General features: G+C 66.4%; 24 protein-coding genes and 4 pseudogenes. 16 read left to right on the top strand and 12 right to left on the bottom strand.

Features of this window, described 5'->3' with window-relative positions:
- Positions 1-12: 12 nt before the first annotated feature.
- Positions 13-1,446: a cobyrinate a,c-diamide synthase gene (locus F787_RS0105215; protein ID WP_028491504.1), complete on the top strand. Its 1,434-nt coding sequence runs from the start codon at positions 13-15 to the stop codon at positions 1,444-1,446.
- A gap of 15 nt (positions 1,447-1,461) precedes the next feature.
- Complete coding sequence (locus F787_RS0105210) at positions 1,462-1,791, top strand: iron-sulfur cluster assembly accessory protein (protein WP_028491503.1); 330 nt, start codon at positions 1,462-1,464, stop codon at positions 1,789-1,791.
- Here F787_RS0105210 and F787_RS15470 read toward each other — a convergent pair.
- The gene (locus F787_RS15470) at positions 1,736-2,884 is read right to left on the bottom strand and encodes an Sfum_1244 family protein (RefSeq protein ID WP_231373397.1); all 1,149 of its coding nucleotides are present in this window, start codon (positions 2,882-2,884) and stop codon (positions 1,736-1,738) included. The genes F787_RS0105210 and F787_RS15470 overlap by 56 nt on opposite strands.
- Positions 2,885-3,088: 204 nt before the next feature.
- Here F787_RS15470 and F787_RS0105200 point away from each other — a divergent pair, with 204 nt between their 5' ends.
- From F787_RS0105200 to F787_RS0105190, 3 genes are all read left to right on the top strand, one after another.
- Positions 3,089-3,709, top strand: a complete 621-nt coding sequence (locus F787_RS0105200) for an ATP-binding cassette domain-containing protein (RefSeq protein WP_028491502.1) — start codon at positions 3,089-3,091, stop codon at positions 3,707-3,709.
- Positions 3,700-4,506, top strand: coding sequence for an iron export ABC transporter permease subunit FetB (gene fetB, locus F787_RS0105195; protein ID WP_028491501.1), 807 nt, complete (start codon positions 3,700-3,702; stop codon positions 4,504-4,506). Before F787_RS0105200 ends, fetB begins: the two co-directional genes overlap by 10 nt.
- Before the next feature lie 172 nt (positions 4,507-4,678).
- Positions 4,679-5,095 carry a globin domain-containing protein gene (locus F787_RS0105190; protein ID WP_028491500.1) on the top strand — a complete coding sequence of 139 codons (417 nt, stop codon included), beginning with the start codon at positions 4,679-4,681 and terminating at the stop codon, positions 5,093-5,095.
- A gap of 48 nt (positions 5,096-5,143) precedes the next feature.
- Here the strand turns inward: F787_RS0105190 and speE are convergent, their stop codons facing one another.
- Positions 5,144-5,995, bottom strand: a complete 852-nt coding sequence (gene speE / locus F787_RS0105185) for a polyamine aminopropyltransferase (RefSeq protein ID WP_028491499.1) — start codon at positions 5,993-5,995, stop codon at positions 5,144-5,146.
- A 418-nt stretch (positions 5,996-6,413) separates the two neighbouring features.
- Between speE and speA the strand changes: the two genes are divergently transcribed.
- Positions 6,414-8,318, top strand: a complete 1,905-nt coding sequence (speA, locus tag F787_RS0105180) for a biosynthetic arginine decarboxylase (RefSeq protein WP_028491498.1) — start codon at positions 6,414-6,416, stop codon at positions 8,316-8,318.
- Between the two features lies 1 nt (position 8,319).
- A complete protein-coding gene (locus F787_RS0105175) occupies positions 8,320-8,589 on the top strand; it encodes a YcgL domain-containing protein (RefSeq protein WP_019021675.1) in 270 nt (89 codons plus the stop codon).
- 13 nt (positions 8,590-8,602) lie between these two features.
- Here the strand turns inward: F787_RS0105175 and F787_RS16345 are convergent.
- The 5 genes and pseudogenes from F787_RS16345 to F787_RS0105155 form a co-directional block, all read right to left on the bottom strand.
- Positions 8,603-8,990 (bottom strand): annotated as a pseudogene (locus F787_RS16345) (type II toxin-antitoxin system VapC family toxin).
- Complete coding sequence (locus tag F787_RS0105170) at positions 8,990-9,220, bottom strand: type II toxin-antitoxin system Phd/YefM family antitoxin (protein WP_018869217.1); 231 nt, start codon at positions 9,218-9,220, stop codon at positions 8,990-8,992. Before F787_RS0105170 ends, F787_RS16345 begins: the two are co-directional and overlap by 1 nt.
- 390 nt (positions 9,221-9,610) lie before the next feature.
- Positions 9,611-9,734: pseudogene (locus F787_RS17020) on the bottom strand (IS1595 family transposase); the annotation flags it as partial.
- A 71-nt stretch (positions 9,735-9,805) separates the two neighbouring features.
- Positions 9,806-10,240 carry a PIN domain-containing protein gene (locus F787_RS0105160; protein WP_019570244.1) on the bottom strand — a complete coding sequence of 145 codons (435 nt, stop codon included), beginning with the start codon at positions 10,238-10,240 and terminating at the stop codon, positions 9,806-9,808.
- Entirely contained in the window at positions 10,230-10,460 is a 231-nt protein-coding gene (locus F787_RS0105155) for a CopG family ribbon-helix-helix protein (RefSeq protein WP_028491497.1), read from the bottom strand. The genes F787_RS0105160 and F787_RS0105155 overlap by 11 nt, the downstream gene beginning before the upstream one ends.
- Positions 10,461-10,736: 276 nt before the next feature.
- Here F787_RS0105155 and typA point away from each other — a divergent pair, with 276 nt between their 5' ends.
- On the top strand, positions 10,737-12,563 hold the full coding sequence (gene typA, locus F787_RS0105150) for a translational GTPase TypA (RefSeq protein WP_019570246.1): 1,827 nt from the start codon (positions 10,737-10,739) through the stop codon (positions 12,561-12,563).
- Between the two features lie 47 nt (positions 12,564-12,610).
- Here typA and F787_RS17335 read toward each other — a convergent pair.
- The 3 genes and pseudogenes from F787_RS17335 to F787_RS0105140 all read right to left on the bottom strand — a co-directional run.
- Positions 12,611-12,817 (bottom strand): annotated as a pseudogene (locus tag F787_RS17335) (DUF86 domain-containing protein); the annotation flags it as partial.
- The gene (locus F787_RS0105145; RefSeq protein WP_028491496.1) at positions 12,807-13,118 is read right to left on the bottom strand and encodes a nucleotidyltransferase family protein; all 312 of its coding nucleotides are present in this window, start codon (positions 13,116-13,118) and stop codon (positions 12,807-12,809) included. The gene F787_RS0105145 and the pseudogene F787_RS17335, both read right to left, overlap by 11 nt.
- A 142-nt stretch (positions 13,119-13,260) precedes the next feature.
- Entirely contained in the window at positions 13,261-13,644 is a 384-nt protein-coding gene (locus tag F787_RS0105140; RefSeq protein WP_028491495.1) for a hypothetical protein, read from the bottom strand.
- Between the two features lie 85 nt (positions 13,645-13,729).
- On the opposite strand from F787_RS0105140, the gene F787_RS0105135 reads away from it, so the two are divergent.
- Positions 13,730-13,936, top strand: coding sequence for a hypothetical protein (locus tag F787_RS0105135; RefSeq protein WP_018869220.1), 207 nt, complete (start codon positions 13,730-13,732; stop codon positions 13,934-13,936).
- Between the two features lie 330 nt (positions 13,937-14,266).
- Here F787_RS0105135 and nadA read toward each other — a convergent pair whose 3' ends face one another.
- Positions 14,267-15,349, bottom strand: a complete 1,083-nt coding sequence (gene nadA / locus F787_RS0105130; protein WP_028491494.1) for a quinolinate synthase NadA — start codon at positions 15,347-15,349, stop codon at positions 14,267-14,269.
- A 71-nt stretch (positions 15,350-15,420) separates the two neighbouring features.
- Here nadA and F787_RS0105125 point away from each other — a divergent pair, with 71 nt between their 5' ends.
- The 6 genes from F787_RS0105125 to F787_RS0105100 all read left to right on the top strand — a co-directional run bounded on the left by F787_RS0105125 (position 15,421) and on the right by F787_RS0105100 (position 17,891).
- Positions 15,421-15,852, top strand: coding sequence for a hypothetical protein (locus tag F787_RS0105125; protein WP_028491493.1), 432 nt, complete (start codon positions 15,421-15,423; stop codon positions 15,850-15,852).
- Entirely contained in the window at positions 15,849-16,391 is a 543-nt protein-coding gene (locus F787_RS0105120; protein WP_018869224.1) for a redoxin domain-containing protein, read from the top strand. The genes F787_RS0105125 and F787_RS0105120 overlap by 4 nt, the downstream gene beginning before the upstream one ends.
- A gap of 113 nt (positions 16,392-16,504) precedes the next feature.
- Entirely contained in the window at positions 16,505-16,750 is a 246-nt protein-coding gene (locus F787_RS0105115; protein WP_018869225.1) for a type II toxin-antitoxin system Phd/YefM family antitoxin, read from the top strand.
- Complete coding sequence (locus F787_RS0105110) at positions 16,750-17,130, top strand: type II toxin-antitoxin system VapC family toxin (protein WP_019589981.1); 381 nt, start codon at positions 16,750-16,752, stop codon at positions 17,128-17,130. Before F787_RS0105115 ends, F787_RS0105110 begins: the two co-directional genes overlap by 1 nt.
- 258 nt (positions 17,131-17,388) lie before the next feature.
- Positions 17,389-17,640, top strand: a complete 252-nt coding sequence (locus F787_RS0105105; RefSeq protein WP_026279434.1) for a type II toxin-antitoxin system Phd/YefM family antitoxin — start codon at positions 17,389-17,391, stop codon at positions 17,638-17,640.
- Positions 17,637-17,891, top strand: a complete 255-nt coding sequence (locus tag F787_RS0105100; protein WP_018869228.1) for a Txe/YoeB family addiction module toxin — start codon at positions 17,637-17,639, stop codon at positions 17,889-17,891. Before F787_RS0105105 ends, F787_RS0105100 begins: the two co-directional genes overlap by 4 nt.
- 14 nt (positions 17,892-17,905) lie before the next feature.
- Here the strand turns inward: F787_RS0105100 and F787_RS17015 are convergent.
- Positions 17,906-17,992, bottom strand: a pseudogene (locus F787_RS17015) (transcriptional regulator); the annotation flags it as partial.
- A 92-nt stretch (positions 17,993-18,084) separates the two neighbouring features.
- On the opposite strand from F787_RS17015, the gene F787_RS0105090 reads away from it, so the two are divergent.
- Positions 18,085-18,437, top strand: a 353-nt coding sequence (locus tag F787_RS0105090) for an Rpn family recombination-promoting nuclease/putative transposase (protein ID WP_028491492.1), incomplete at its 3' end; no start/stop codon positions are given.

Below are 18,437 nucleotides of genomic sequence, written 5' to 3'. Positions count from 1 at the left end.
GGATTGCGGGAGATGCCCCATCTGCTGCTGGCGGCCGCGCACAAGTCTTCCGGCAAGACCACGCTGGCCACCGCCCTGTGCGCGGCACTGAGGGCCCGCGGGCTGGAGATCCAGCCCTTCAAGAAGGGCCCCGACTATATCGACCCCCTGTGGCTGGGGCGTGCCGCCGGCCGGCCCTGCGTGAACCTGGACTTCCATACTCAGGAGTCCGACGAGATCGTCGAATTGGCGGCTCGCTACGATCAAGGTGCCGATCTGGGGCTCGTCGAGGCGAACAAGGGCCTGTTCGACGGGGTCGATCCCGAGGGGCATGACTGCAACGCAGCCCTCGCCCGGCTGCTGGATGTCCCGGTGGTGCTGGTCATCGACTGCCGGGGCATGACCCGCGGGATCGCGCCGTTGCTGCTCGGCTATCGGTCATTCGACCCGCAGGTCCGCATCGCGGGGGTGATCCTGAACCGGGTGGGCGGGGCCCGCCACGAGTCCAAGCTGCGCGCAGCGGTAGAGCGCTACACCGACCTGCCGGTGCTGGGGGCGGTGCACGAGGATCCTTCGCTGGAGATTGCCGAACGCTATCTGGGACTGATCCCCAGCAACGAGGTAGATGGCGCGGATGCGAAGATCCGGGGTCTGGCAACCGCAGTGGCCTCGCAGGTCGATCTGGATGGCCTGCTCCGGGTGGCCCGCACGGACCCTTCCGGGGGAGGCCCGGTCTGCGTTCCGGATTCCCCCCGGGGGGCAGAACATACCGGGGGACCTCCGGTGCGGATCGCGGTCGCGCGCGACGCCGCTTTCGGCTTCTATTACCCCACCGATCTGGATGCCCTGGAGGCCGCCGGTGCCGAGTTGTGCTTCTTCGACACCCTGCATGACCGCGACCTGCCACCGGCGGATGCCCTCCTGATCGGCGGCGGATTTCCGGAGAGCCGGCTTGCGGCGCTGGCCGCGAATCGATCCCTGCGCGAGGCGATCCGCACGGCCATCGAAGCGGGGACGCCGGCCTACGCGGAATGCGGAGGGCTGATGTATCTGTCCCGCTCGATTCGCTGGGGCGACCAGGAGCATGCGATGGTCGGGGCGATCCCGGCGACCAGCGTGATGCACGATCGGCCACAGGGGCGTGGCTATGTGAGCCTGCGTGAAACCCGCGAGCACCCCTGGCCGCCCGTCGGCGACGGGGCGGTGGGCGAGGCGCCCGTGCCGGCCCACGAGTTCCACTACTCCGCGCTGGAGGACGTGGATCCGGGGTTGCCCTTTGCCTGGGAGATGCAGCGGGGCTGCGGAGTGGACGGACGCCACGACGGGATCGTCTACCGCAACCTGCTGGCCAGCTACAGCCATCAGCGCCACACCCGTCGCAACCCCTGGGCGCGGCGCTTCGTGGCATTCGTCCGCCAGTGCCGGCGGGGATGCGTGCAGGAACCGGAAACCGTCATTGCGACCTGAACGAGGAGGCCGAACATGCTCAGCCTGACCCCGGCCGCGGCCGATCAGATCCTGAACTCCGCCCGCGAGAGCGGGATGGAACACACCGCCCTGCGGATTGTTGCGCAGCGCAAGTCCGACGGGGCGATCGAATATGGCATGGGTTTCGACGATACCGGGCGCGAGGACGACCTGGCCTTCAAGAGCGAGGGCGTTCAGCTGGTGGTCGACCCCCTTTGCGTGGATCTGATGAAGAACGCGGTGCTGGATTACGTGGAGTTCGAGCCCGGCGAGTTCCGCTTCATCTTCCTCAACCCCAACGATCCGCACTATCGGCCCCCGGAGGACTCCGGTCCGTCTGCGTGACCGGGCCCCGGGGCAGGACCGGCTGCAACGCGGGCAGCTGATGGTCGTCCGCGGGCCAGTGTTCCGGCGCCTGCTCCAGGAGTTCCCGGGCGGTGGCCAGCCAGTGTTCCCGTGCGGGCACGACCAGGCGCCGGATGGCCTCCGGCGATTCCTCGTGTATCGCCTGCTCGTAGGCGTCGTGCAGTTGCGGGAACAATGCGGCCCGCATCCCGCCCAGACGGGCGAAATACAGGTGGAGTGAACCGTCTCCGGTGCCCGACAGCAGGGCGGGGAGGGTCACCAGCATATCCGCCAGGTGGTCGCGTACCGCGCGCAGAACGCGTTCCTCGCGGGTGCCCAGCACTTCGGACAGGCATTCCTGCCAGGCCGGCCCCAGGAAGTCGCCCGCCAGGACCTCTCCGACCTCGTGCCAGACCGCGGCTTCCAGCTCGCCGTCGACCATCCGTTCGAGCGGTGGGGCGTGGTCCGGGTCGTGACCGTAGGCGCGCAGCGCGCGCGCCATGCCGTCGTCCGGTCGGCCGCGCGCCTGCCAGGCCTCGACCGCCTCCAGCACCATGCGCCGTACCGACTCGCGGCGCACGAAGATTCGCCCCTCGCGGGACATCGCGGGCGGGGCGGCCAGATCGCGGGCCAGCTCCTCGCCGATGACGTGGATACGATAGCCGTCGAACGCCTCGAGGTGTTCGAGCCGCCCGAGAAAGAACACCGGCCGTCCCCCCTGTCCGTAGCCGGCACCGTAGGCCAGACCACGGGGGGCGAGCTTGCGGTTGATGGCCTCCTCGTCGAACGGGTCGTGAGCGATGCCGTCCAGCACCAGGGGCTCCAGCTCCGCGTCCTCGAGGGTTTCCCAGTGCTGTTCCCGGGCGATGACCCAGTCCCCCACGGTCTGACGATCGAGCTCCGCCCGCAGGTCCTGGCCCTGTTCCCAGCGATAGAACTCGCGCATCTCCAGGAGGTAGATGCACAGCGTGGCGTTGCCGGCGAAACGTGCGTCCGCGATGTCGCAGTTGCGCTGGACCCGGGCGGTCAGCTGTGCGAGCTCCGGGGATGAATCGGCGGTCGGGGACGGGACTGGGGCCGGGGTCCGGGTCATGGGTGCCTCGTCTGTGCCAGGGCGGTGTGACAACGGGCGGCCCGGTGCGGTCCGTCGCGCCGGGCGGCGACTTGCTGCTTCCCTTTTGCGAGCATAGTCGGCCCGGATGCGGACCGCCATGAGCCGGGCCCCGAGACCCGGCGAACGTGTACATTTCGCGGTGTTTCCCTAACATGTGGGGCCCGGGCCCCCACGAGCGACGCCATGCAGCCCCTGCTGGAAATCCGTGAATTGCGTACCGAACGGCTGGGACCGGTGAGTCTGCGCGTGCAGCCAGGCGAGCTGGTGCAGATCACCGGCGCCTCCGGCGCGGGGAAGTCATTGCTGCTGCGGGCGATCGCCGATCTGGATCCGAACACCGGCGAGGTGTGGCTGGACGGGGCGGCGCGTGACGCGCTGACGCCCCCGGAGTGGCGCCGGCAGGTGGCCTACGTCCCGGCGGAGACCGCCTGGTGGGGCGATCGCGTGGACGAGCACCTGCCCGCGGACTGGGCGCGTGATGACGCCGAGGCCTTTCTGGAGCATCTGGGGCTGGAACACGGAGCGCTGGACTGGGAGGTGGAGCGGCTGTCCAGCGGCGAGAAGCAGCGTCTGGGGCTGCTGCGGGCCTTGCTCACCGGGCCGCGCGTACTGCTGCTGGACGAACCCACGGCGAACCTGGATGAAGAGAACACCCGCCGCTTCGAGCGGCTGGTGCGGGCCTGGATGGCCGAACGCGAAGCCGCGGCCCTGTGGGTCACCCACGACACCCAGCAGCGCGACCGCCTCGGCGGGCGCATCCTGAACCTCAGTGATGGCCGGCCGGAGGGCACATCGTGGACCTGATCCGGCTCAGTCCGTTCGACCTCGCGCTGGCGGCGGTGCTGGTGGTGCTGCTCGCCGGCGTGACCATGTGGGCCCGCATGGGCGTGGGCCGCACCCTGCTGATCGCCGCCGTGCGCACCGTGATCCAGCTGTTGCTGGTGGGGCTGGTGCTGCAGACCCTGTTCGACCATGCGCATCTCGGCTGGGTCGCGCTGATGGCGATGGTGATGCTGGCGGTGGCCGGCTACGAGGTGATGGCTCGCCAGCAGCGCCGTTTTGCCGGAATGTGGGGCTACGGGATCGGCGCGGTCACCATGTTCGTATCGTCGTTCGCAATCACGGTGCTGGCGCTGACCACCATGGTCGGCCCCAGCCCGTGGTGGGAGCCGCAGTACGCCATCCCCCTGCTGGGGATGCTGCTGGGCAACACCATGACCGGCATCGCCCTGGGCCTGGACCGGCTCACGCAGAACGTCTGGCGCGAGCGGCGCACCATCGAGGGCCGGCTGGCACTGGGGGCCTCGTGGAGCGAGGCCGTTACCACCATGCGCCGCGAGGCGGCGCGTTCCGGGCTGATGCCCACCATAAATGCCATGGCCGCGGCCGGCATCGTCAGCCTGCCGGGCATGATGACCGGGCAGATCCTCGCCGGCGCGCCGCCGGTGGAAGCGGTCAAGTACCAGATCCTGATCATGTTCCTGATCTCCGCCGGCACCGGCTTCGGGGCGATCGGCGCGGTCTGGTTCGCCTCCAGCCGCCTGTTCGACCACCGCCAGCGCCTGCGCCTGGACCGTCTGAAGCCCGGACGGCACACCTGACGACACCCGGAGGTATCTATCCCCCCGGGGCTATGTCGTCCCCCTCCTTCTGCTCGCTCGGCCTACCCTGTTGCGACTAGCGACAAAGCCCTGTTGGGGCACTAGTTTCGAAGGTGCTGCGGTCGGTTTCGATGCGCAAGACAGGCCACTCGCAAGTCAGGAGGATCCCGACATGAATACCCAGCTCATCGAGCAAAGCTGGCAGAGCGTCGCCCCGTATCACCACGAGATTGCCGAAACGTTCTATGCGCGGTTGTTCGAGAAGCATCCGGAGTACAAGGAAATGTTCTCGTCCGAGAACATGCCGGAACAGATGGACCGCATGGTCCGAACTCTGGCGCTGGTTTCTTCCAATGCCGACAGCCCCACGGCCATTCGCCCGCATCTGCATCGTCTCGGCGAGGTCCACACCCGATTCGGCATCGGTCCGGACGATTTCGAGGCATTTTCCGCAGTGATGATTCAGGTGCTGGGCGAGTACTGCCGTTCGGTCAACGGTTACTGGAGTGATACCTGCGAACAGGCCTGGCGTGATGCCTTCTCCAGCATCGTGGAACCCATGATGCTGGAAGGCATGCAGACACACTGATCCTGGCTCGAATCCGCTACCCCTCGCCGGTCCGGCGCCGCGGCCGGATCAGGCGAACAGTTTGCGGCGGAAGAACTCCGGGGTGGCGCCGGCGGCGCGGTGGATGGCCGCGTTGTAGTAGTGCGTGACGAACGGGATCTCCTCCGCGGCTTCTTCACGCAGGAAGGAGACCGGGGCGTCCTTGGAGGCGATGGTGCAGGTCCACCAGCCGGAGGGGTAGGTGGGCTGAGGGAAGTGCATGGTCAGGGCGTCGATGAAGCCGGTCATGCGCATGTTGTCGTGCATCGGCCGCAGGATGCTGTCGGTATGCAGCAGCGGCGATTCGCTCTGTTGCACCAGCAGGCCATCGGAGCCCAGGGCCTTCACGCAGTCGCGGTAGAAATCCGCGGAGAACAGGCCCTCGGCCGGGCCCACCGGGTCGGTGGAGTCGACGATGATCACGTCGATGGAGCCGGGTTTCGCGTCCTTGATGAACTGGATGCCGTCGTCGAACAGGAGTTCGGCGCGCGGGTCGTCGTTGGCGTCGCACAGCTCGGGGAAATACTGCTCGGACAGGCGGGTGACGCGTTCGTCGATGTCCACCTGCGTGGCCTTTTCCACCTCGTCGTGCTTGAGCACCTCGCGCAGGGTGCCGCAGTCGCCGCCGCCGATGATCACCACGTTCTTCGGCGCGTTGTGCGAATACAGCACCGGATGCGACATCATTTCGTGGTAGATGAAGTTGTCGCGGCCGGTGAGCATCACGAAGCCGTCGATCACCATCAGGTTGCCGAAGCCCGTGGTCTCGAAGATCTCGATCTTCTGATAGGGCGTCTGCTCCTCGTGGAGCTTTTTCGTGATGCGCAGGGACATCGCGATGTCCTTGTCGGGTTCGCTGAACCAGTGGTCGTCGAGTGCCATCGGGCGGGCTCCCCTTGTGCATGGGTGAACGGTAGGATGCGTCGCCATGATAGTGCCCTGTATCCTGCGGGCAACTCCGAGTCTGCCGTCATTGCGAGGGCCGTCTTCTGATTCTGTCATCCGGAGCCGCCGCCTCATTCCGTCATTGCGAGGAGCCGCCCTCTGATCCTGTCATTGCGAGGAGCCGCCCTCCCATTCCGGTCATTGCGAGGAGCCGAAGGCGACGAAGCAATCTCCTGAACGACGGGCAGCGCGCCGGAGACCGGCCACCCCCTCGATGTCCCGGGGGACATGGAAGGCGATTGCCGCGTCGCTTCGCTCCTCGCAATGACGGGATCAGAAGGCCGCTCCGGATGACAGAATCAGAAGACCGCCCTCGCAATGACGGGGTATATCCACTGCGAAAGCCGGAATCGCCATGTCTGCCAAACCCTGGAGTCTGGAAGAGGCTCGCGCCACCTACGGCATCGATCACTGGAACGGGGACTTCTTCGAGATCAATGCGTCCGGGCATGTCTGCATGCGCCGGCCGGACTGGCCGGAACACCCCGGCGTGGATCTGCACGCGCTGGCCTGCCGCCTGCGCGAGGAGCACGTGGGCCCGCCGGTGCTGGTGCGCTCTCAGGACGTGCTCGACGGTCGCGTGCGGCGCCTGTCACGCGCCTTCGCCCGGGCGGCCGAGGAGCTGGATTACCACGGCGACTTCACCGCGATCTATCCGATCAAGGTCAACCAGCAGCGTTCGGTGGTCGAGCGCATCCTCGCCGCCGGCGACCACGCGGATGCCGAAGGCCACCGGCCGCAGGTGGGGCTGGAGGCCGGCTCCAAGCCCGAGCTGATCGCGGTGCTGGCGCAGTCGCGCCCGGGCTCGGTCATCATCTGCAACGGCTACAAGGACCGCGAATACGTCCGCCTGGCCCTGATCGGGCGGCAGCTCGGCCACCGGGTGTACATCGTGATCGAGAAGCCCTCGGAGCTCGAGGAGGTGATCCGCCAGGCCGAAGCCATGGACATATCGCCGCTGCTGGGGCTGCGCGTGCGCCTGGCGTCCATCGGCAAGGGCAAGTGGCAGAACACCGGCGGCGAGAAGGCCAAGTTCGGCCTGTCCGCGGCGGACGTGCTGGCGATCCTCGAACGCCTGCGCGCGCTGGACTGGCTCGATCGCCTGCAGCTGCTGCATTTCCACATGGGGTCGCAGATCGCCAATATCCGCGACATCCAGAACGGCATGGGCGAGGCGGCCAGTTACTTCGCCGCGCTGCACGAGGCCGGGGCCGGCATCCGCGTGGTCGACGTGGGCGGCGGCCTGGGCATCGACTACGAGGGCTCGCGCTCGCGCAACGAGTGCTCCATCAACTACTCGGTGGAGGAATACGCCCTCAACATCCTGCGCCCGCTCAGCCGCATCTGCCACGAGCACGACCTGCCGATGCCCGAGGTGTTCAGCGAGTCCGGGCGTGCCCTGACCGCGCATCACGCGGTGCTGATCACCAACGTGATCGACTGCGAACCGGCCCCCGGGGACGGCCCCGTGCCGCCGCCGGCCGCCGACGAGCCGCCCGAGATCGCGACCCTGCGGGCGCTGCTGGAGGACAGCGTGCGTCCGCCGTCCGAGGTCTTCCACGACGCCGCCTGGCATCTGGCCGAGGTGCAGGCGCAGTTCGCCCGCGGCCTGCTTTCGCTGGCCGACCGCGCCCGCGCCGAGGCGCTGTACTTCGCCCTGTGCCAGCGACTGCTGGCGGACCCGGATGCCCTGCCGGCCGAGATCCATGCCGAGCTGACCGACAAGCTGGCGGACAAGGTCTTCTGCAACTTCTCCGTGTTCCAGTCCATCCCCGACACCTGGGCGATCGACCAGATCTTCCCCATCATGCCGCTGCACCGGCTGGATCAGGCGCCCACGCGCCGTGCGGTGCTGCAGGACCTGACCTGCGACTCCGACGGCCACGTGGAGTACTACGTGGAGCGCGAAGGCACCCACACCACGCTGGCCCTGCACGAGTGGGAGCCCGCGCGGCCGTATTATCTGGGGATCTTCCTGGTGGGGGCCTATCAGGAGATCCTGGGCGATCTGCACAACCTGTTCGGCGACACTGACACGGTGAACGTCGAGCTTACCCCCGACGGCGGCTACCGCCTGGTCGACCCCGAGCGCGGCGACACCGTGGATGAACTGCTGTCCTACGTGCACTTCGCCCCCGACGACCTGCGCCGCGCGTTCCGCGCCCGCATCGACGCCGCCGGCCTGCGCGGCGAGGCGGCCGGGCGGCTGCTGGCGGAACTGGAGCACGGCCTGACCGGCTACACCTATCTGGAGGACTGAAATGCAGTGCTACGTCTATCGCGCCACGCGGCGCGCCGATACCTATGTCTACCTGCCGGAGAAGGACGACTTCTCCGATCTGCCCGATACCCTGATGAAGGCCCTGGGCAGCCTCGAATTCGCGCTGGAGTTCGAGCTGACCCCCGACCGCACCCTGGCGCAGGAAGACCCGCAGAAGGTCCTTGCCAACCTGCAGGACCAGGGCTTCCACCTGCAGGTCCCGCCGCCGGACGACAAGCTCGACCCGTGGCAGGGCGGGGTGTCGGGCTGATCGGAGCGGACGCTTACCAGAGGCAGCGGATCGGGAATGTCTGCAGGGCCGGGTCCGCGGTGACCAGCGGGACCGTGTTCCAGTTCGGCCTGAGCTGCGAGGACCCGGTCGAACGGGTCCCGGTGTTCCTGGGGGTAGGACCCGGCATGGATGGCCTGTCGGTAATTCACGGCCAGATGGGAGAACCCGTCGGCGGTGATCAGCTCGTCGAAGTCGCTGAGCACCTCCGCTCCGATCGCGAGCTTGCCCAGGCGGTACTTGGTCGCGATCTCCCAGGCGCTGGCCGCACTCACCAGCACCGTGTGTGTTTCGTCCTGGATGGTATTTCTGGCAGTGGTGGAGAGCTTCGGGTCGTCGGTCATCCACCACAAGAGGGCGTGCGTATCCAGCAGGACTCGCATCACTCTTCCCATGCCCGAAGTTCTTCCTCGGGCAGGGGCTCGAAGAAGGATTCCTCCACACGGCCCTTAACCCTGCCGGGCTGCCGTTTCTGCGGTGTGCCCTCCAGCGGGACCAGCCGTGCATAGGGGCGCCCGGCGCGCGACAGGATGATCTCCTCGCCGTCGTGTGCCCTTTTCAGCAGACGCGATAAATGAGTTTTCGCTTCATGCACGTTCACGGTGGTGGTCATCAAGGCACCTGTACAACCTGGTCATCTGGTTAGTCTATGTGAGGGGGGCGGTCACGACAACGCAACGCCAGGCACTGCTGTCGGGTCCCGGCTGGTTAGATACATGTTTGCGAAATCAATCGGGATGTTCCTGCTGCCATGCCTTGAGTGTCTCCGCCGGCGTTCGGTGCCCCGGCGTCTTCTGTCCGATCTGATGGTTGTACAGGCGCTGGTAGTCCCGGAAGGTGTCTTGCAGATGCGCCCCCGAGTCGAAGCGCACAGCCGGTCGAACGGGTGGCCCCCGGTGGGCTCGCGTTCCCCGGTGGCCGCAAAGCGGTCCGTGAACTCCTTGCCGTTGTCCGTGACCACGTGCATGACATGGAACGGTGCCCGTTTGATCAGCTTCTTGAGAAAGCCGTCCGGCCAGCGCACCTGCTCCAGCGCCGTCCGTCTCGCACTGAGCCTCCGTGCCGTAACGCGCCATGAACGTCGGTAACGACAGACCCTGCTGAAACTGGACCCGATTCTGCGCCATGATGCCGTCCTCCGCAGGATGTGGACCTCCAGCGTCCGTCCGGAGGCCGTCTCAGTGAGCCTGGCGGAGTCTCATTGATAATCAGGGTGCAGTAAGGGATTTTCCACCCGGATGCCCTCGATGATCTGGGAATGGTTCAGGTCTTCCGACAGCAGGACCGTCGCACCGCCCTGGCAAGCGGTCGCCACAATCATCGAGTCCCAGAAGGACAGGCGATTCCGCTCCTGGATTTCGGAGGCCCGCAGCACGGCCTTTGTATCCGGGCACTCCACCTGCCACGCTCGGTAGGCCTCGATCATGCGGCGTGCCTCCCCGGGCGGGAGAGGATCCGCGACCTTGCGGGTCACGTTGACGTAGAACTCCTGCAGCACCTGGATGCTGATGATCGCCCCGCCCGTATCCCAGAGCTGACGGATGACTTGCTCGGCGCGGTCGTGTCGATCGCCCGCATCCAGGTCATGCGCGTAGAGCAGGATGTTGGTATCGACGAAGACCTTATCGCTCATGCAGGGCGTCGCGATCCGGACGTCCGCCACCAAAGTGGTACCCCCTGTCGAGAGCGGCCAGGGCCTCGCGCCTGGAGCGCTCATAACGGTCGGACCGTTCCACGATGTGTTCCAGTTCCTCGGTCAGCAGCCGGCTGACCGAGGTCGAACGACGAGCGGCGATAACCTTCAGTTCGGTCAATACCTGCTTGTCGAGAGACAGGGTGATGTTCTGCTTCATGCTGAGTCTCCTTGGGTCACGTAAATACGTGTAGCACCAAATCTACGTGTCTTCAACGGAGCTCAACGTGGTGCCGGCGATCGGCTCGGTGCGCCGGGCTGGCTGGCCTTGCAGACGCGGAGCGGCGGTTCGGGGCTGCGGGGCAGGGATGCTCTTCCGGGAGCAGGGTGGGCGGGGAGAGAAGGAGCCTGCGTGCAAAACGCGGGAGTGGCAGCGCGGGCGCGAATAAATCTGTATAGTGACGGCCCTTTTGCCAGTACCCAGAGTTCGTATTCCATGACCGAGAAGCTTCGCAACATCGCCATCATCGCCCACGTCGACCATGGCAAGACCACGCTGGTCGACCAGCTCCTGCGCCAGTCCGGCACCCTCGACGAACGTGGCGACCACGGCGAGCGGGTCATGGATTCCAACGCGCTGGAGCAGGAACGCGGGATCACCATCCTGTCGAAGAACACCGCCATCAAGTGGCAGGACTACCGCATCAACATCGTCGACACCCCCGGGCACGCCGACTTCGGCGGCGAGGTCGAGCGCGTGCTGTCGATGGTCGACTCCGTCCTGCTGCTGGTGGACGCGGTGGACGGCCCCATGCCGCAGACCCGCTTCGTGACCCAGAAGGCCTTCGCGATGGGCTTCAAGCCGATCGTGGTGGTCAACAAGGTCGACCGCCCGGGCGCGCGCCCCGACTGGGCCGTGGATCAGGTCTTCGACCTGTTCGATCGCCTCGGGGCCAGCGACGAGCAGCTGGACTTCCCGATCGTCTACGCCTCGGCGCTCAACGGCTTCGCCGGCATGGACTCGGACGTGACCGACGGCGACATGACCTGCCTGCTGGAGACCATCGTCGAGCACGTGTCGCCGCCGGACGTGGACGCCGACGGCCCGTTCCAGATGCAGGTCTCCTCGCTGGACTACAACTCCTATCAGGGCCTGATCGGCGTCGGCCGGGTGAAGCGCGGGCGCATCACCCCGAACACCCAGGTCAAGGTGATCGACCGCGAAGGCGGCGTGCGCAACGGCCGCATGCTGCAGATCATGGGCTTCCACGGGCTGGACCGGGTGGATGTCAGCGAGGCCAACGCCGGCGACATCATCACCTTCACCGGCATGGACAAGCTGTTCATCTCCGACACCCTGTGCGACCCGAGCCATGTCGAGGCCCTGCCGGCCCTGACCGTGGACGAGCCCACGGTGAGCATGACCTTCCAGGTGAACACCTCCCCGCTGGCCGGCAAGGATGGCAAGTACGTCACCTCCCGCGTGATTCGCGAGCGCCTCGAAGAAGAGCTCAAGCACAACGTCGCCCTGCGCGTGGAAGATACCGAGGACCCCGACAAGTTCCGCGTCTCCGGCCGTGGCGAGCTGCACCTGGGCATCCTCATCGAGAACATGCGCCGCGAGGGCTACGAGCTGGGCGTCTCGCGCCCCGAGGTGGTCATCCGCGAGGTCGACGGGGTCAAGCAGGAGCCCTACGAGACCGTGACCGTGGACATCGAGGAAGAGCACCAGGGCACGGTGATGGAGAAGCTGGGCGAACGCCGCGGCGAACTCACCAACATGATGCCGGACGGCAAGGGCCGGGTGCGCCTGGACTACACCATCCCCTCGCGCGGACTGATCGGCTTTCAGACCGAGTTCATGACCGCGACCTCGGGCACCGGCATCCTGCACCACGTGTTCGACCACTACGGGCCGTTGTCCACGACCGGTTCGGTGGCCTCGCGCCAGAACGGCGTGCTGATCGCCAACGGTCCCGGCAAGGCGATCGGCTTCGCCCTGTTCAACCTGCAGGACCGCGGCAAGCTGTTCATCGGCCCCGGCGAGGAGGTCTACGAGGGCATGGTCATCGGCCTGCACGCGCGTGAGAACGACCTGGTCGTGAACGCCCTCAAGGCCAAGCAGCTCACCAACGTGCGCGCCGCCGGCACCGACGAGAACATCCAGCTGACCCCGCCGGTGCGCATGACGCTGGAGCAGGCGATCGAGTTCATCGATGACGACGAACTCGTCGAGGTGACCCCGAGCGCCATCCGCATCCGCAAGAAGCTCCTGCTGGAACACGAGCGCAAGAAGGCCTCGCGCGCCGCCGCCAACGCCTGACGCCCGTCCCCGCCCCGGCGCCCGCCGGGGCGGAATGTTATCGTGAACATCGATGGGTGCGCGGTGTTAACGTCGGGATTCGCTGTTTCCAGCTGGCCCAGCGCCTCGCCCAGAATCTCCAGCTGTCGCTCAACGGCGGAACGCATCAGATCGCTGGCAACGTAGTCCTCTTCATTTGCATCCTTCACGAATTCCGCCACTCGTCGGGCGGCTTCACGCGCATCCCACAGGTAAGCCCGCGGATCACGCCGCATGGACCGCTTCCCGAGATTTTTCAATATCCGCGAGGACGTACGGATTGGTGACGCTTTCCGGCATCACCAGGTCCACGGGCCGCCCAAGAATATCGCTCAACTCGCTGCGCAGGGCGAGGAATTGCTCCAGAGAGCATTCGGTCTGGTCCGGACTGAATTCCACCAGGAAATCCACGTCCGAACATTGAGGGTCGAAATCATCCCCACGGGCTGCAGACCCGAAAACGTCCAGCCGCGATACACCGAAGTCGCGGCATACCGATTCGAGCGCTTTACGATGTTGCTGGATCAATGGATGCATGCCCGAGCCTCCTGTCCTCCTACGATACGACAGTCACGCCCGGGGCGCAGCCACAAGGCGTTGCCCGCCCGAACGCATATGCTGCCGCAGTGCGGCACTCCCCACGGCCAGACCGGCTGGGGCCTCACGCCATGTTGAGGTGTTACTGCGGTTCGGGCTGGTCTTCGGCGTCCATGCGGGCGAGCATGCGCATGCCGCCGGCCATGCAGGTCAGTGCCGAGTGGGTGGCTTCGTCGAATGTGGCCGGGTCGTCGTGCAGCACGTCGGCCGGCGGGAGTTGCCAGTATTTCGGGCGGCAGCCGGGCGGGCGACCGGCCGGCATGGCCTCCGCGGCCTCGGCGTCCACCGCCACCAGCAGGTCCGCCCACTCCAGGTCCTCGCGCGCGAGTTCGCCCATGGCCGGGCGCGGGCGCACCTCCAGCCATTCGGCCACGTCCCTGTCCTGCGCGGCCAGTTCGGCCACGCGATCGGCGCGGCCGTCATCCCCGGCGGCGGCCACCAGCAGCCGCGCCCGGCGCTTAAACATCTCCGCTCCCCTGCGGGTTCATTTGGCGACGGCCCGCGCGGGGCCGCAGGATGCCGGGATCATCATTCATCGCGGAGAACCTCTGATGGCCGAATTCGACTGGTCGCAGTATGCCCTGAGCGAGCTGAAGCTGGTGTATACCACGCTGCATGCCCAGCTGACCCTGCAGCCGGAGCTGATGGACTCGAAACTGATGGAAGACCTGCAGGCCCACCTCCAGCAGGCAGCGAAGGCCGACGGCGTGGACGCCTCCACCCACTCCCAGTGGGCCGCCTGGCTCAACGATCGCTGACGGGGAATTGCTCAAGCTGGATCACCAGTTCGGGCAAATGGGTCTGCACCAGGCTCGCGCGACACCCTTCGCGCCCCCGGGCATCGCGAGCCGAGAAGTCTCCACCGTCATCGCGAGTCGCGAAGCGACGTGGCGATCTCCATCCGAAACCACCTGATCCTGCGTGCAACCAGCGTCGGCCGATTGCCACGTCGCCTTGCGGCTCCTCGCAATGACGGGGTGCCCGGAGTGTCGCCAGGACCCGGTCACGTTCAAGTGGCGATGATGCGAGGGGCTGTCCCGCAAGCGTTGTACCGGTCGCATGAGGCGGCATCATCCCGCTCCCCGTGTTCAGGCGTCGCCGGCGGTGGCCTTGCGGTGCTCGGCGGCGAAGTCGAGCATGCGCTGCGTTGCGGTCAGGGCCTTCAGGCGGGCGTCCTCGTCGATGAAGATCTCGTTGGTGGCCGGTTCGGCGGTGTCTTCCAGCGTATTGGCCAGCGAGACCAGATCGTTCATCGCCATCCACGGGCAGTGGGCGCAGCTGGTGCAGGTCGCGCTCTCGCCGCCGGTGGGGGCCTCGATCAAGGTCTTGTCCGGGGCCGCCTCGCGCATCTTGTAGAAGATGCCCTTGTCGGTCGCCACGATGAACTCCGGCTCGTCGCGGTCCTTCACCGCGGCGATCAGCTGGCTGGTGGAGCCCACCACGTCGGCCTGATGGATCACCTCGCGCGGCGACTCCGGATGCACCAGCACGGCCGCGTCCGGATGTCGGCTGCGCAGATCCTCCAGCGCCCACGAGCGGAACTCGTCGTGCACCACGCAGGAGCCGTCCCACAGCACCATGTCGGCGCCGGTGGTGCGGCGGATGTAGTCGCCCAGGTGCTTGTCGGGCGCCCACAGCACCTTCTTCCCCTGATCGCGCAGGTGTTCCACCAGCGGCACCGCGATGCTGGAGGTGACCACGTAGTCCGCCTGCGCCTTCACGTCCACCGAGGTGTTCGAATACACCACCACGGTGTGGTCCGTGTGCCGCGCGCGGAACTTCGCGAACTCGTCGGCCGGGCAGCCCAGGTCCAGCGAGCACTCGGCCTCCAGCGTGGGCATCAGCACGCGTTTTTCCGGGCTGAGGATCTTGGCCGTCTCGCCCATGAAACGCACCCCGGCCACCACCAGCGTGCTGGCCGGATGGTCCTTGCCGAAGCGCGCCATCTCCAGCGAATCGGCCACGCAGCCGCCGGTCTCGTCCGCCAGGCGCTGCAGCGATTCGTCCACGTAGTAGTGCGCCACCAGCACCGCGTCGCGCTCGCGCAGCAGGCGCTTGATGCGTTCCACCAGCTCCGCGCGCTCGGCCTCGCCGAGGTGGTGCAGCCCGGCGGTCACGTGCGCCGTGGACGGCACGTGGAACAGCGGTTTTTCGGCCACCGGTGCGGTCATGGGAATCCTCGCCGTCATTACAGTCTGCTTATAATACGACAGCCCCCTTTCCGGTGTCGTTCGGCCCTGCCATGACCGAGCTTGAGCAACAGTATCGACAACTCTCTTTCGACCAGCGCATGGAGATGGCACTGGCCGCCGACCTCGACCCGTGCTGGCGCCCGTTCCTGGTGCGCGACCAGCATGCCCAGGTCAAGGCGTATTTCTCCCGCCGCCTCGATCTGCAGCCCGAGGAAGTCGCGCTGCTGCTGGCGGACCCCAACCAGACCGTGCGCCTGAACTGCGCCAAGCGGCCCGACCTCACCCCGGAGCAGGTGGCCGCCTGCGTGAACGACCGCGACCCCAACCTGCGCTACTTCGTGGCCCGCAACCCGCTGCTGAGCGAAGACCAGCGGGAACAACTGATGGACGACGAGGACGAACTGGTACGCATTGCCGTGCGCAAGGGCCCCAAGCAGCGCGGCACCCGCGCCCGACCCGGCCAGGCCGAGATGATCCGTTGACCGATACCCAGCCCGAAAAACCCGAACGCCCGAAGCCCACCGCGCGCCGCCGTGCGCTCGGCTGGGGCATCCAGATCGCCATCGCGCTGGCCATCTTCCTGCTGGTGCGCGCATGGATGGCCCGCGACATGGTGGAAGGCCCGGCCCCCGAGTTCGAGGCCGAACTGCTCGACGGCTCGCCCGTGGCCCTCGCCGACTACGTGGGCGACGAACCCGTGCTGCTGCATTTCTGGGCCAGCTGGTGCGCCATCTGCCGGCTGGAGGAAGGCGAGATCGTACGCCTGTCGGACAGCCATCCGGTACTGACCGTCGCCATGCAGTCCGGCGAGCGCGAAGAGGTCATCGCGCACCTCAACGAACGCGAGCGCGAACTCGCCACCATCAACGACCCGCAGGGCCAGCTCGCCGCCCGCTACGGCGTGCAGGGCGTCCCCGCCAGCTTCATCATCAACACCGACGGCGACGTCGTCTTCCGCAAGCAGGGCTACGCCCCGCCGCTGGAACTGCGCTTCCGCCTCTGGCTCGCCCGCTGGCTCTGATGGTGCAGCCCCGGGCGGCCTGTTCCACCCGCAGCTCATGGGGCGCGGGCCATGGGATTTGGGCAGTACAGGCCCAAGAGTTACACTGAAAAGTGTAACTCCGGGAGGCAAAGATGGAAGCCACCACCAAGGACATGCGGCTCCACAGCCGCGAACTCCTCGCCGCGATCGATCGCGGAGAGGAGATCGTGATCACCTATCATGGCCGCAAGCGGGCGCGTCTGGTCCCCTTCACCCTCCGCGAGGAAAACGGGCAAGAAGAGGGGGCTCGCAATCCGTTGTTCGGACTCTGGGGTGACCGGACCGGATCGGTAGACGACCAGGTTCGGCGGATGCGTCAACCGAGGGCGTTCGACTGATGCTGGTGGACACGGACGTCCTGATCTGGAACCTGCGCGGGAACCGGAAAGCGGGGGACTGGCTCGACAGTTCGCCCGGATTCGCGGTGTCTGCGGTGACGTACATGGAGCTGGTCCAGGGCCTGCGGAACCAGGTCGAATTCCGGATGCTTCGGCAGGCCATGCGCTACTGGGATGCCACGATTCATCCCGTCAGCGAAGCGATTTCGACTCGTGCCACCTTCCTGGTCGAGACGTATGCGCTCAGCCACAACATGCAAATGGCCGATGCCCTGGTTGCCGCAACGGCCACCCAGCTTGGCCTGCCTCTGGTCACGGCCAACGATCGCCACTATCGCCACATCGAAGGCCTCGAAATCCATCTGTTCCGACCGGAATAAGGTCTCACTCATGCCGTCTTCGGCCAGAGGACGGGCCCCGCGGCCCGGGGTCGCCTTGTAGGAGCGCAGCCCCCTGCGCGATCCGGCGCTCGCGCAGCCCGCAAAAGCCCCGCATGGGTGTCCATCTCGTCCACGTTGCGATGCCGGCGCGCGGTGCCAGCTGGCTACCAGGCGTTCTCCGGGAGGGATGCTTGTCATCGCTGGAGAATGCGTACAGTATTGCGTACATGTACAGGTTCAATGACGGCGAGGTATACCATGGATGCCATTAGCTACACGGCGGCCCGGAGCCAGCTGGCCAGGACGATGGAGAAGGTCTGCGAGGACCATTCGGCCGTCATCATTACCCGGAGCAAGGCTCCATCCGTGGTGATGATGTCGCTGGAAGACTATGAAGCCCTGCAGGAGACCTCGTACCTGCTCCGTGCCCCCGAGAACGCCCGCCGGCTTCTTGAATCCGTGGTCGAACTGGAACGCGGGGGAGGTCTGGAGAAGGACATCGAGGAATGAAGCTGCTCTTCTCCGAGCATGCGTGGGAAGACTATCTCTACTGGCAGCGCCACGAGCGGAAGACCGTCAAGCGCATCAATGAGCTCATTCGCGCCATTCAGCGCGACCCCTTCGAAGGCATTGGCAAACCCGAACCGCTCAGGTACAGCCTTTCAGGCTACTGGTCCCGCCGAATCTCCACCGAACATCGGATCGTCTACAAGATCGAAGAAGACACTGTGCTTATCGCACAGCTCCGCTACCACTACTGACCCGAGCGATCGCCTCAGGCCGCTCGCGGTTCGATCTCGCGGCGCACCCGCTCGGCAAGTGCGAGCTGCGCCTGCCTGAGTTCGAATTCCAGCTGGAGATTGTCTGGCTCGCCGAGAAACATGCCGACAGGCCAGGGGTCGGAGTAAGGAGGCCGTGTTACGCTTCGGCTCTGACCGGACAGGGAGTGTCGGTATGGCGGATCACCACGACAACAGCTACAAGCTCCTGTTTTCGCATCCCGAGATGGTGCGGGACCTGCTGACCGGTTTTGTCCGGGAGGACTGGGTGAGGGAGCTGGATTTCTCCACGCTCGAGAAGGTCAACGGGTCCTATGTGACCGACGAGCTGCGCGACCGCGAAGACGACATCGTCTGGCGCGTGCGCTGGGGCGGCGGCTGGCTTTACGTGTACCTGCTGCTGGAGTTCCAGTCGAGCGTGGACCGCTTCATGGCGGTTCGGATGATGACCTATCTCGGGCTGCTGTATCAGGACCTGATCCGGCAGAAGGCCCTGACGCCCGGCGGCCGCCTGCCCCCGGTACTGCC

The organism is Thioalkalivibrio sp. ALE19 (assembly GCF_000428605.1).
Lineage (GTDB): Bacteria > Pseudomonadota > Gammaproteobacteria > Ectothiorhodospirales > Ectothiorhodospiraceae > Thioalkalivibrio.
This window is presented reverse-complemented; position numbering and strand designations above follow the sequence as displayed.